Below are 12,215 nucleotides of genomic sequence, written 5' to 3'. Positions count from 1 at the left end.
GCGTCCGTTTTTATGGATAAGGGGGATGACCGTGCAAGGACAGCAAGCAAGTTGACCTATCGCCGATGAGAACTCAGTAGCCTCGAAGCAAGTGGCGACGACGGAGAACCAACTCGGTTCGATGGAAGAGATTGCGCAATCTGCGAACTCACTTGCGCATATGGCAGAAGAGTTGAAGGAGTTCGTATCACGCTTTAACATACGAATGAGAAAAAGGGATGAGAATCTGTTCGAGGCAGACGATCATCCCTTTTTGTTTTTTTCACAAATATGTTTCACTGACTGATGACCGATTGAATGCTCTGGCATCATCTACCTCAAGTTTGTAAAGGCAAGCCAACTTGACGGAATCGTCTGTCCACAAAAAAAGGGTGCACGAACGCATCCTTTTTCAAAACTATCGCTTGCTCGACACTTGATTCCGGCCGCGGTTCTTGGCAATATACAGTGCCTCATCGGCATCTTGAAGCGCCTGTTCGACCGTCTTCCCATCTTCAAGGGCGCTGACGCCGAACGAACAAGTGACGCGCGGGACGGGACCGAACGGCTCGGCGTTAATCTTTTGTCGGAGCTTATCGGCGAGTTGCACACCGTCAGCAAGCGTTGACTGCGGGGCGACGATTAAAAATTCCTCACCACCCCAGCGGCCGATCGAGTCCGACTTGCGGATGTTGCGCCTGAGCAGTTGGGCAATCGAACGTAAGACGAGGTCTCCGGTCGGATGGCCGAACGTATCGTTGACAAGTTTGAAATAGTCGATATCGAGCATGATGACAGCGGCGGGCGCCCTTGTGTCGACCGTCTCCTGAGCCGTCGACGAGAGAACGTCCCCGACTTTCTTCCGGTTATATAGCTCTGTCAGCGGATCGAGTGAGGACAGGTGTTCCATGCGTTCTTCATAACGACGTTGCTCGGTCGCGTCTTCTAAAATGCCGACGCCGCCGTCAAGTTGTCCGTCCGCGGAAAAACTCGGAGACATCGTCGTTTGGATGAAGCGAGCCTGCCGTTCTGGTGCTTTATACCAGCCGGCCATGCGAATCGTCTCCCCGTTCAAGACGTTCCGAATGGCGCCTGAGAAGTCGAACGAAGAAGAACTACATCGCTCGAACATCACAATCGAGGTCGGAAGCATCCCGAGTAAATGAACGAATGATTCGTTATAGCTGACGATCTGCCCGTCACGATTGAATGCGAACAGGCCGATCGGGAGCTGGTCCCATGAGGAAGGATCGGGTTTCGTGGTGTGAGTGTCATGATGAGTCCGTTCTTGATCAGCCATTGTATGACATATGCGTGAACGCATACTTCCTCCTTTCCTAGCCGAAGCGGTAGTGTAGGACGTTCGTACTGATACTTTATACCCTAATTCGGGAAGAAACTAGCGAGTATTCTTTTAAATGCTAGCAAATTTTAGAATATGACGAGAAATCGACACAGCTTGGTGTGAGTACATAGCTCTCGACTTACGAATATAAAGATACCCCATCGCGTTGGCATACTTGGCCGATACGATGGGGTAGTTAGCGTGATCAGAACTTATAAGATTGGACTGAGCAATCGTGACACGCCTTCGCGCATCCGGACGGTCCATTTCCGGGCCGCATAGTCGTCGACCGTGTATTTGCGGCTGACGGCGACGTCTGACTCGAACAGTGATGCGAGTTCGAGCGCGACCCGCTGATCATAAATGACGGCGTTCACTTCAAAGTTCAATCGGAAACTGCGGGCATCCAAGTTCGTCGTCCCGACGGTCGAAATCTCATCATCGACGACGAGCGTCTTGGCGTGTAGGAAGCCTTGCCCGTACATATAGACGTTCGCCCCGTAGTCGAGCAATTCGCCGAGGAACGATAGCGACGCCCACATGACGAACGGGTGGTCGGGCTTTCCTGGAATCATGATGTCCATCTTGACGCCGGACAAAAGTGCCATCTTACAGGCGTCCATGAAGCTCGTGTCCGGGATGAAATAAGGCGTCTGGATGATGACACGATGTTTCGCCGACATGATCATCTTGATCATCATGTTTTTCAAATGTTCCGTGTCGGAGTTCGGTCCGCTCGTCACGATTTGCATCGGCGACTTGTCCTTGATGTCGTGGCGTGCGAAACAGAATGAGTTCTCCGGGTCATGACGTTTGCTGCCTGAATAGTTCCAATCGAGAATGAATCGATGTTGCAAATGGTAGACGACGTCCCCTTCGACGCGGAGGTGTGTGTCACGCCAGTATCCGAACTTCTCGACCAGGCCGAGATACTCGGTGCCGACGTTGAAGCCACCGACATAACCAATCTTGCCGTCGATAATGACGACTTTACGGTGATTGCGGTTGTTTAACTTGAAGTTGATCAATCCGAGCGTCGGCGGGAAGAAGACGCGGACCTCGCCATCGTGTGCGATCAATTCTTTAAAATCGGAGTCACGGAGGCTGCGCGAACCGACCGCATCATATAACAGCCGGACTTTGACGCCCGCCTTGGCGCGTTCGATTAGTTCGTGGATCAGCGCCTTCCCGAGCGCGTCGCGTTGAATGATGTAGTACTGGATGTTGATCTCGGTTTCGGCGCTGCGGATATCGTCCATGAGCGCTTTGAACTTCTGTTCGCCATCATGCATGATGGCAGATTTGTTATGGACGCTGATGAGTGACTTCGACGATCGCAAGTTCATCTCGAGCAGTTGCTCGTACTTTTCGAACACCGGTTGAGCCAAAGCGGTCTCTTTCCGGCGAATCTGTTCGATTTGACTGTCGACTTGAAGGGCGTGGAACGAGCGCTCTTCGACGCTCAAGTTGAAGAAGTTGTCCTTCTTCAACTGTCGGCCGAGAAAGAGATAGATGATGAACCCGATAATTGGCAAGAAGAACAAGACGAGAAGCCACGCCCACGTCGCCCCGACATCACGGCGCTCCGCGAAAATGACGGCTAACGCGAACAATAAATTCAACCCGAGGACGATATACAGTCCCCAACTAATAATGACCGACCAATCCAAGCGACCAACTCCCTAAACGACAATTTCAGTGCATAGATTAATAATACCTCATTCAAGGGAATAGTAAGCTATCGAAACATAAGGAGGAGACAAAGATGCATTTACAAGTGAATTGGAAACAAGGGATGGCGTTCCAGACGACGACGCCGTCAGGTCATGACGTGACGCTCGATGCCGGGGAGGACGTCGGTGGTCTCAACACGGGTCCACGACCGACCGAGATGCTGTTGCAGGCGACGGCCGCCTGTACAGGCATCGATATCGTCTCAATTCTGCATAAGATGCGTTTGCCGCTCGAGCGGTTCGAGATGAAAATCGACGGCGTCCGGGCGACGGAACATCCGAAGAAGTTCACGGCGATTCATATCTTGTACGTCCTCGACGGAGATATGCCGGAAGAACGGGTCCGCCGTGCCATCGAGTTGTCGGTCGACCGCTATTGTTCCGTGTCGCACAGTCTGAACGCGACGATGACGTACAGCTATCAATTGAACAGCGGCGAGGTCGTCCCGTTCACATGATGTGAGCAGGATGGTTGAAAAGAGTCGAAACGGTCCGTTATATTTGTATTTCAAATACTGTAATACAAAGGAGGACGTTATGATTCGACTCGCGACGAAACGCGATGCCAAACACATCGCGGACCTTATCGAACAACGAGCCGTAGCGCTAAAACAACAAGGTAGCGATCAATGGGCGGAATATTTGGAGCAAGACCTCATAGATCGGGTGCAGACAGACATCACCTCGGGATATGTATATGTGTACGAGCAAGATGGATCGGTATTGGCCTCGATCGCCTTACTTCCGGCAGATGACTGGGACCATAGCTTATGGGAAGATGGCGAGCGCGGTCAATACATCCATCGAATCGTTGTCAGTGAACGGCTGAAGGGGCGGGGCGTCGGTCAACAACTGATGGAGCACGTCTTACGTGAAGCCGACACACAGGAGCCGGTCCGGCTTGATTGTGTGGCTGATAATGATTTCTTGAACAGTTATTATCCACGGTTTGGCTTCGTCTTCGTGGACTCACGGGACGGGTATAACACGTTTGAATACAGCATGGATGAGAGTGTCAGTGCATAAGGGGTCGATTGACTCCTTTTTTTGATATACTGGGAAGCGAATGGATAGGAGGAGAACGGTATGATTCAAACGATTCTTGTCGGCTTCGGTTTTTCCGCGACGACATTTCATTTACCATTTTTACAGGAGCTGGATGACTTCCAGATCGCCGGTGTCGTCTCATCAAGACCTGAGGACGTACTAGCCGTACTTGGCGATGTCGCGGTATATGCGACGCTAGACGAGGCTCTCGCGACTGAGGCGACCTTGTTTATCGTCACGACGCCGTCCCATTTACATAAGGACATGGTGGAACGTTGTTTACAGGAAGGGAAGGATGTTCTCGTCGAGAAGCCCGCGTTCTTGACGACGGAGGAAGGAGAGGCGTTGATTGCACGCGAACAGGCCAGTGCCGGAATCGTCAACGTCTTCCATAATCGACGGACGGACGGAGACTTCATGACGGTCAAACGACTGCTCGAGGAAAAACGACTCGGCGATTGGAAAGTGATCGAGTCACGGTTCGACCGGTTCCGTCCGGTCGTCCGGGATCGGTGGCGCGAGAATGCGGGGCCGGGAGCAGGGATATTGTTTGACCTTGGTAGCCATTTGATCGATCAAGCGCTCGTCTTGTTCGGTGCACCCGACAAAGTGTCGGCAGATGTTATGATTCAACGTAAAGGAGGTCAGTCTGACGACGGCTTCCATCTGACCCTGTATTATGGAGAAAAACGGGTATATCTGCGTTCGAACCCGTTCATAGCCGTCGAGGCGCCGCGGTTCGAAGTGCACGGGACGGAAGGCAGTTTCTTGAAGTTTGGACTCGATCCGCAAGAGGCGTGTCTCCGGAACGGGGAAGTGCGATGTCCCGACCGTGAGAGTGGAACGGTCGTCACAGACGTTGAATCGACAATCGACATCGAAGCAGGTGAGTATTTGTCCTTCTACCGGGCGCTGGCGGATAGTTATATGACACGTCATCCGCTCGTGCCGCTTCGGGAAGCGCTCTTGACGACGAGAGTCATCGAAACGGCTCGTGAAGCATCACGGCTACAACGTGTCCTCGACTTCAAGTCATAATCATGAAGGACGACCTGATGCCATTGGCGAGGTCGTCCTTTTTAAAATCTCAAAGAAATCGTTATGATTTTATTGTGAACGAACAAACTCGCTTCATGTTTGTTAACAACAAAAAGCTATTCCCCTCCTTCAAATAGTCAGCGTTGAATGGGAACAGGACATAGGAAACGACTCCAGACTGTCCTGTCACACTTCAAACAATGACGACTTATAGGAAGAGGGGAACGGATGATGTTCAATCAGATTGTGAAAAATCGATGGGAGTGGGAGAACTGGTTACGGGAGGTCAGTTGTGACTCGTACGATCATTACGATTATGTATTGGCCAACTGTGAACCAGGCGAGCAGCCTGAGTTGTATATCGCGGCCAAAGAGGACGGCATCTTGCTGTATCCGTACATCCGTCGTCCAATTGCACATCGTCATGATGATCTCGTGACGGCGTATGGCTATGGCGGTCCGTTCCGTGAAGGCAACTTTTCGAACGAAGACGTCGCAGAGGCTAGACGTCTCTTTTTAAAACGCCCTGAGAATCAAGCCACGGTTACTGAGACGATTCGATATCATCCTTGCCGCTTCGACCATGATTTGATGCGTGCCTTCGGCCAAGCCGTCCCGATTCGTCAAACGGTGCACGTCCGGCTCGATGACCCGTTCGACCAACTTGAGCAACGCTTCAGTAAAATGACGAAACGAAACGTGAAGCGGGCTATCCGTGAACAAGTGACGGCGGTACAAGGGCAGGCCCATGAACTATGTGAATTCATCCGCCTTTATCGGGCGACGATGGACCGTCGAGCAGCGAACGAGGCGTACTATTTCTCGGACCGATACTTCGAGGACCTGTGGAACAGCGATACATGCGAAACGGAGCTGTTATTCGCTGTCCATGAGGGCGTCATCGTGGCAGGCGTGTTCATGTTGTTCGGGGACGATGGAGCGCATTATCATCTCGGAGGTTCGGATGCGAACTACTTGGCGCTGCGACCGAACCATTTCTTGTTCCGCGAGATGATTCGTCGCGCGGCCGAGAAAGAGAAAGCATACGTACATCTCGGTGGCGGAGCGACCGGGGAAGATGCGCTCTATGACTTCAAGCAGAGCTTCTCAGGGGATGAGCCGCTCACATACTATATCGGACAGTCCGTGCTCGATGAGGCGGTTTACCATCGGTTGAATCAAGACCATTTGCTCCGCTACGGACCATCTGATTTCTTTCCACTTTATCGGACACCGGTCGCAGAGACGGTCACCGAGGTGCAAGCAGAACGATAACAAAAGGTTCTCACTCGAGATGGAGTGAGAACCTTTTGTATCAAGCGGCCTCTTCGTCGGAAGCGGCCATTTTTTCGGTTTGGCGAGTGATAGGGAAATTACTGAACAGTTTACTGCCGACGAGTCCGGCCACGATGCCGACGCCGAACAAGATGAGCGCCGTCACGGTCACGGTCTGCCAATCATTGAAGCCGTACATGACGAGCAATCCCGGAATCCCGGCAGCAGAACCTGGCGCGTCGTTCACCATGCCGGTCATCGCGACGATGAGTCCGGCAATCGCACCGCCGACAAAGTTGACGCTGTAGATCGGAATCGGGTTCGCCGAGATGAGGTCGGCTTGCGTGAGCGGTTCGATCGCGACCGATAGTTGGTCTTTCTTCGTTCCTATGTCCAACCGTTTGAATAGCAAGAAGTTCATCGAGATCGACGCCGTCAAGGCGAGGGCAGCGATGGCCATCGGTACGCCTGTCAAACCGAGCATCGCCGTGAGTGCCATCGAGCTAAGTGGCGACGTCGAGACGACCGTGACGATGCCACCAAGGACAAGTCCCATCACGACCGGGTTTTGCGTCGCGGCAAGTTCGATGACCGCACCGATTTGCGACAATGTGTTCGAGACGAGCGGATCGACTCCTGTCGCCACGAGGCGAGCGAGGGGAGCCATGACGATCACGTAGAAAATCATGTCGACACCGGCCGGTAAATGCCGGTCTAGTTTACGACCGATAAGGGCAAGAATGTATCCGGCGAAAAAGCCAGGAAGAATGCCGAAGCCGGCGACCGATAGACCGAGCATGAGCGCGTAGACCGGATTGATCCCGAGTGCGATCGATACGAGCGCCGCTGCGGCCGGACCTGATAATGAACCGGCCGCTTGTCCGACTTCCTCATATAAAGGGAGCGGGAGCAAACCGCCGATGGCGTAAGCGTTGAACGCCTCGACCAAGAAACTGGCGATGGCGGCGCCGGCCAAGGCGCCCATCGCTTTCATTCCAAACGGGGCTTTGTAACTGAATAACGTGAATAAGGCAAGAATCAACAGTAAAAGTGCGATACCTTGAATAATGATCATACGGTGTACCTCTTTCTCTCTGTTCTATATTTCCTCTATAGTTAACCATCCGAACGGTTCTGTAAAGCCATTTCATCCATCTGACACCACTTTTCTTGATGGTAGCGTTTCCAACTGGCGAATTGGAAAATTGTGAACGAATTCAGCTGTAAAATTAGCGAAAAAACAAGCTCAAATGTGTCAGTCCGGCCCGGAGTGGGAAGAGAAAGGGGAAAGACTTTCCATATAGGAATGACCAAGGAGGAGTAGAGATGCAGATGGAGACAAAAAACTGGCACGCACTCGAACCGGATGCGGTAAAGAGTTCGCTCGAGACGGACACATCTAGTGGTCTGTCGAAAGGGGAAGTGTCAAGTCGGCAGGAACAGTACGGGAAAAACGTGCTGCCCGAGAAAGAGAAGACACCTGAAATCATAAAATTTTTGCGTCAATTCAATGATATTCTCGTCTTCGTCTTGCTCGGTGCCGCTGTCGTCACCGGCTTTCTAGGAGAGTACATCGATACGATCGTCATCGTGCTCGTTGTGACGGTTATCGCCGTCGTCGGATATCTCCAAGAGAACAAGGCCGAGCAGGCGTTAGAAGGAATCAAAAAATTACTCGAGACGAAGGCGAGCGTCATCCGTGACGGCAAGCAAATCCAAGTCGACTCGAGCGACCTCGTCGTCGGGGACATCTTGGTCCTTGCCGCCGGTGATAAAGTGCCGGCTGACGCCCGTGTCATTCAAGCCGAGAAATTCAAAGTCGAGGAATCGGCGTTGACAGGTGAAGCGACGACGGTCGAGAAGAAAATTCAAGTCGTACCGGAAGACGCCGTCCTCGGTGATCGCAAGAACATGATTTATTCGGGTACGAGCGTGGCGACGGGAAGTGCGAAAGCAATCGTCACGTCCATCGGAGAAGGCACGGAGCTCGGCCAAATCAACGCCTCGATTGCTGAAGTCGAGACGGTGAAGACGCCGCTCATCCGCCAGACGACGAAGTTTGGTCAGACGGTATCCATCGCCATCCTCGTCATCTCGGTCGTCATTTACGCGTTCGGTTACTTCGTCCGCGATTTCGACCCAATCGAGTTGATGCTGACGACGATTGGTCTTGCCGTCGCCGCGATTCCAGAAGGATTACCGGCCGTCATCTCGATCATCCTCGCGCTCGGTGTCCGGAACATGGCCGAGAAGAAAGCCATCGTCCGCAGCTTGCCGTCGGTCGAGACGCTCGGCGCCGTATCGGTCATCTGTACCGATAAGACCGGGACGTTGACGAAAAACGAGATGACCGTCAAACAAGTCGTCACGGCCAAACACGACATCGAAGTGTCAGGGAGTGGATACGCCCCGGACGGTGATTTAGAACTGAACGGTCAACCGTTCGATTTAGATGATGATGAGTCGATGATCGACCTTCTCACGGTCGGGAAAACATGTAACGACGCCCAGCTGTATGAAGAGGGCGGCGAATGGGTCGTCAATGGTGACCCGACGGAAGCATGTTTGCTCACGCTCGCTGAAAAAGCGGAGCGGCCGATCGAACGTTTGGACGTCATCTCGAAGATTCCATTCGATTCGGAGTACAAATATATGGCGACGCTCGTCGACTATAAAGGAGAGCGGATGATCTTCATCAAAGGGGCACCGGACCGCCTGTTCGATATGGCGGAAGACACGGAGTTCGACCGTGCCTATTGGGATGAAAAACGAAAAGAAATTGCCGACCGCGGACAACGCGTGCTCGGGGGCGGTTTCAAACGCGTCGACGCCTCGAAAGAGACGGTCGACCATGAAGACGTCGAGAACGGCATCACATTCCTCGGCCTCTACGGCATCGTCGATCCGCCACGACAAGAAGCGATCGAAGCGGTCGCGGCTTGTCGTGACGCGGGGATCCGTATCAAGATGATCACCGGCGACCATAAAGACACGGCCGTCGCCATTGCCCGAGAACTCGGAATGGAAGTCGAGGGCGCCCTCGAAGGGAAAGAATTGACGAACATGTCCGACGAAGAAATCAAAGAGGCGTCGGTCCATAATGACGTCTTCGCCCGGACGAGCCCGAACGATAAACTTCGTCTCGTCAAAGGACTGCAACAAAACGGCTTAATCACATCGATGACCGGTGATGGCGTCAATGACGCCCCGGCCTTGAAACGGGCCGATATCGGGGTCGCGATGGGGATTAAAGGAACGGAAGTTGCGAAAGAGGCCTCACAGATGGTGCTCGTCGACGATAACTTCAAGACGATCTACAACGCCGTCCGTGAAGGTCGTCGCGTCTATGACAACTTGAAGAAGACGATTTTGTTCTTGCTCCCGACAAACGGGGGACAAGCACTCCTTGTCGCAATGAGTATCTTATTGGGCGCCGCGGCACCACTCAGTCCGGTCCAAATCCTTTGGGTCAACATGGTCGTCGCCATCACGCTCTCGCTCGCCATCGCCTTCGAGCCGCTCGAAGAGAGCACGATGAAACGGCCGCCGCGTCCCGCTAACGTGCCGTTGCTGAGTCGCTACTACGTCTTCCGCATCACGTTCGTCTCGATTTTAATCGGGGGCGGTAGTCTAGTCATCAACTATATGCTCGGCGATTTCGATTACTCGACCGAAAAGTTGCAGACGATCACGCTTAATACGATTGTCATGGCGCAACTGTTTCACTTGTTCAACTGTCGGACCGAGCTCGCGCCGGCGTTCAACCGTCACTTCTTTGACAACAAGATCGCCTTCCTCGTTTCGGCACTCTTGATCGGGCTCCAGCTGTTCATTACGTACGTCCCGTTCATGCACACGCTGTTCGGTACGGCACCACTTGAATTGCAAGACTGGATTTATCCGGTCGCGTTCGGTCTCATCGTCTTTGTCATCGTCGAAATCGAGAAAGCCATCTCGCGTCGTGTGATCGGCAACAAAGACATACACTGATGTTTTGCACACTGCCTAATGTGGAATTAGTCCATTATGCAGAGGAGGGATGCTCAATGAAACGTGATGAATCACAACCAGGGGTTCACCCGGACCCAGTACCGGATGAGGAATCAAACCCGGCTACAAAACCGGCTCCGACGCAACATCCGGACCCGGCACCTGAAGAAGACGACAAAGAATCAAAATAAGGAGACTTCAATGAGGGAGTATCCACAAAAAAAGGCTTTCCGACAAAAATCGGAAAGCCTTTTTATGGCGTTATTTTTTCGGTGCCGGGCTGCGATACTCGGTCATCTTGTCGAACTCTTTCTCATTAAAATACTCGACGATGGTAAAATCGCCGACTGGGCATTCCCAACGGTCCTTGGCGACTTGACACTCTTTCAGTGTCACGTTCTGGTCGTACATATCAAGCTCGAGCGTGTCCTTCAAAAACTGATCGACTTGTTTGTCGATGATTTTGAAGTATTCGCTCAAGATGATGTCTTCGCCTCTATCGTTCGTAAGCGTCATCACTTTAAAAAATCTCATGGGTGTACCTTCTTTCGTCTGTAAGCTGAATTCTCAGTATATAGGAGCAGGCCCGATTTGGGAACCGTCATCCTGTTTTCCATCAGAATGCACCTGAGGCGAATGCGAAAGGGGCTCGGTTCATTTCATTTTTTGTCGGCTTGGCGGTGCCTCGTTGAACGGTTGCTTATGACGAATGATCAGCCAGAACAACAAACCGAACAAGGGGATGTAAGGCAGCGGCCACAAGCTCATTTTATAGCGCTTTGCATCCCGGTTCATCAACGTGATTTGGATGAAAGCGAGCAAGAAGAAATCGACTGTCATCGTCCGGACGAACTGGTTCTGTTCGACGTACGACCAATACTCGGCCACATTCCCGGTCGTCGATGCGGCGATGAACAAACCGATCGTGACGAGCAAGAGCAACACCCCGAGCAATCGTGTCGGGAGCGGTTTGATCGGTGTCGGATAAGGCGACTGCCGCGCGAACGCCAAATACGGGGCGATGATGAAGCCGCCGACGACGAAACCGGTCGCTGCCGGTAAGAGCGGGTTCGGGCGCAACTGGTTCACCTCGGACCAAAGAAGCGGGAACAAGGCGAGAGGATAAACGCCTAGGATGCTGAAAAGGGAAAGCGAATACCCTTCATAGGCGTCCGTATTATACGTGATGAAATCGAGCAAAAACCGGCTCGAGAACGGTTCGTTCGGGCCGAGGAGCGCGATGGCGATCGCAGCGGCCCACGGAATGAGTAAAAACTTTCTAGTCATGCCCTACACCTCGAGTCTGTCTCTGTTTCTTTTAGTATACCCCGGAATCAAGCGAACAAAAAATGAGAAGTGTCAATCGACACGTTCTCATTGGTTTTCGCGCGCATACGCTTTAATCATCGTCACGAGTTGCTGGGTCTCGTCAGAGTTCGAATCGAGTCGAATCCCGTAATCATACAGGCTCCCCATTTGTCCACGGTGCCGTACGTGACCCGTCAGGTCGAGCGGTTGAATCAACGGGACGAGGTCGAGTTTGACTTGGACTTTCAATCCTTCAGAAAGTGGAAATAAGTAGTCGCACCGCATCTTCAGACCGTGGGCGCTGATATTGAGCAGTTGTGCTTCCCCGTCATGAAGTTCTTTGTCTTCCCAGATGAGGCGATATGGGATGAAGCGGGGGTTCGGTAAAATATAACGAAACGTTTCTTGTCGTCGATAGCGCATCGGTTCACCTCATTTCTCTACCTTGATTATCGGCTATTTTTGGCGAATCGTGAAGCGTTGAATGCACCAAAATTTAG

General features: G+C 52.4%; 12 protein-coding genes. 6 read left to right on the top strand and 6 right to left on the bottom strand.

Annotation, left to right across the window (positions count from 1 at the left end):
- Positions 1-397: 397 nt before the first annotated feature.
- Positions 398-1,303: a GGDEF domain-containing protein gene (locus tag FED52_RS07510; protein WP_138859475.1), complete on the bottom strand. Its 906-nt coding sequence runs from the start codon at positions 1,301-1,303 to the stop codon at positions 398-400.
- Positions 1,304-1,536: 233 nt separating this feature from the next.
- The gene (gene cls, locus FED52_RS07505) at positions 1,537-2,994 is read right to left on the bottom strand and encodes a cardiolipin synthase (RefSeq protein WP_138859474.1); all 1,458 of its coding nucleotides are present in this window, start codon (positions 2,992-2,994) and stop codon (positions 1,537-1,539) included.
- Positions 2,995-3,089: 95 nt separating this feature from the next.
- Here cls and FED52_RS07500 point away from each other — a divergent pair, with 95 nt between their 5' ends.
- The 4 genes from FED52_RS07500 (at position 3,090) to FED52_RS07485 (ending at position 6,417) form a co-directional block, all read left to right on the top strand.
- Complete coding sequence (locus FED52_RS07500) at positions 3,090-3,515, top strand: OsmC family protein (protein WP_138859473.1); 426 nt, start codon at positions 3,090-3,092, stop codon at positions 3,513-3,515.
- A gap of 79 nt (positions 3,516-3,594) precedes the next feature.
- On the top strand, positions 3,595-4,083 hold the full coding sequence (locus tag FED52_RS07495) for a GNAT family N-acetyltransferase (protein ID WP_138859472.1): 489 nt from the start codon (positions 3,595-3,597) through the stop codon (positions 4,081-4,083).
- Positions 4,084-4,143: 60 nt separating this feature from the next.
- Positions 4,144-5,142: a Gfo/Idh/MocA family oxidoreductase gene (locus FED52_RS07490; RefSeq protein ID WP_138859471.1), complete on the top strand. Its 999-nt coding sequence runs from the start codon at positions 4,144-4,146 to the stop codon at positions 5,140-5,142.
- A gap of 231 nt (positions 5,143-5,373) precedes the next feature.
- Entirely contained in the window at positions 5,374-6,417 is a 1,044-nt protein-coding gene (locus tag FED52_RS07485) for a lipid II:glycine glycyltransferase FemX (protein WP_167491792.1), read from the top strand.
- 40 nt (positions 6,418-6,457) lie between these two features.
- On the opposite strand, the gene FED52_RS07480 is transcribed toward FED52_RS07485, so the two are convergent.
- Positions 6,458-7,492, bottom strand: coding sequence for a PTS sugar transporter subunit IIC (locus FED52_RS07480; RefSeq protein WP_138859469.1), 1,035 nt, complete (start codon positions 7,490-7,492; stop codon positions 6,458-6,460).
- Between the two features lie 251 nt (positions 7,493-7,743).
- Here FED52_RS07480 and FED52_RS07475 point away from each other — a divergent pair, with 251 nt between their 5' ends.
- Together FED52_RS07475 and FED52_RS14020 are read left to right on the top strand one after the other, a co-directional pair.
- On the top strand, positions 7,744-10,407 hold the full coding sequence (locus FED52_RS07475) for a cation-transporting P-type ATPase (RefSeq protein WP_138859468.1): 2,664 nt from the start codon (positions 7,744-7,746) through the stop codon (positions 10,405-10,407).
- A 56-nt stretch (positions 10,408-10,463) separates the two neighbouring features.
- Complete coding sequence (locus FED52_RS14020) at positions 10,464-10,598, top strand: hypothetical protein (protein WP_034777478.1); 135 nt, start codon at positions 10,464-10,466, stop codon at positions 10,596-10,598.
- 70 nt (positions 10,599-10,668) lie between these two features.
- Here FED52_RS14020 and FED52_RS07470 read toward each other — a convergent pair whose 3' ends face one another.
- The 3 genes from FED52_RS07470 to FED52_RS07460 form a co-directional block, all read right to left on the bottom strand.
- Positions 10,669-10,941 (bottom strand): hypothetical protein, encoded by a 273-nt coding sequence (locus tag FED52_RS07470; RefSeq protein WP_240731233.1) that lies wholly within the window; start codon positions 10,939-10,941, stop codon positions 10,669-10,671.
- 120 nt (positions 10,942-11,061) lie between these two features.
- Complete coding sequence (locus tag FED52_RS07465) at positions 11,062-11,694, bottom strand: hypothetical protein (RefSeq protein ID WP_138859467.1); 633 nt, start codon at positions 11,692-11,694, stop codon at positions 11,062-11,064.
- Between the two features lie 87 nt (positions 11,695-11,781).
- A complete protein-coding gene (locus tag FED52_RS07460) occupies positions 11,782-12,138 on the bottom strand; it encodes a PilZ domain-containing protein (RefSeq protein WP_034777480.1) in 357 nt (118 codons plus the stop codon).
- Between the last annotated feature and the right edge of the window lie 77 nt (positions 12,139-12,215).

This window comes from Exiguobacterium mexicanum (assembly GCF_005960665.1).
Lineage (GTDB): Bacteria > Bacillota > Bacilli > Exiguobacteriales > Exiguobacteriaceae > Exiguobacterium > Exiguobacterium mexicanum_A.
This window is presented reverse-complemented; position numbering and strand designations above follow the sequence as displayed.

What these genes read in the sequence shown, in the direction of transcription:
- FED52_RS07510 (WP_138859475.1), bottom strand. Translation starts at nt 1,303, where the DNA reads ATGCGTTCACGCATATGTCATACAATGGCTGATCAAGAACGGACTCAT.
- FED52_RS07465 (WP_138859467.1), bottom strand. Translation starts at nt 11,694, where the DNA reads ATGACTAGAAAGTTTTTACTCATTCCGTGGGCCGCTGCGATCGCCATC.
- FED52_RS07500 (WP_138859473.1), top strand. Translation starts at nt 3,090, where the DNA reads ATGCATTTACAAGTGAATTGGAAACAAGGGATGGCGTTCCAGACGACG.
- FED52_RS07475 (WP_138859468.1), top strand. Translation starts at nt 7,744, where the DNA reads ATGCAGATGGAGACAAAAAACTGGCACGCACTCGAACCGGATGCGGTA.
- FED52_RS07470 (WP_240731233.1), bottom strand. Translation starts at nt 10,941, where the DNA reads ATGAGATTTTTTAAAGTGATGACGCTTACGAACGATAGAGGCGAAGAC.
- FED52_RS07490 (WP_138859471.1), top strand. Translation starts at nt 4,144, where the DNA reads ATGATTCAAACGATTCTTGTCGGCTTCGGTTTTTCCGCGACGACATTT.
- FED52_RS07480 (WP_138859469.1), bottom strand. Translation starts at nt 7,492, where the DNA reads ATGATCATTATTCAAGGTATCGCACTTTTACTGTTGATTCTTGCCTTA.
- FED52_RS14020 (WP_034777478.1), top strand. Translation starts at nt 10,464, where the DNA reads ATGAAACGTGATGAATCACAACCAGGGGTTCACCCGGACCCAGTACCG.
- FED52_RS07460 (WP_034777480.1), bottom strand. Translation starts at nt 12,138, where the DNA reads ATGCGCTATCGACGACAAGAAACGTTTCGTTATATTTTACCGAACCCC.
- FED52_RS07495 (WP_138859472.1), top strand. Translation starts at nt 3,595, where the DNA reads ATGATTCGACTCGCGACGAAACGCGATGCCAAACACATCGCGGACCTT.
- FED52_RS07485 (WP_167491792.1), top strand. Translation starts at nt 5,374, where the DNA reads ATGTTCAATCAGATTGTGAAAAATCGATGGGAGTGGGAGAACTGGTTA.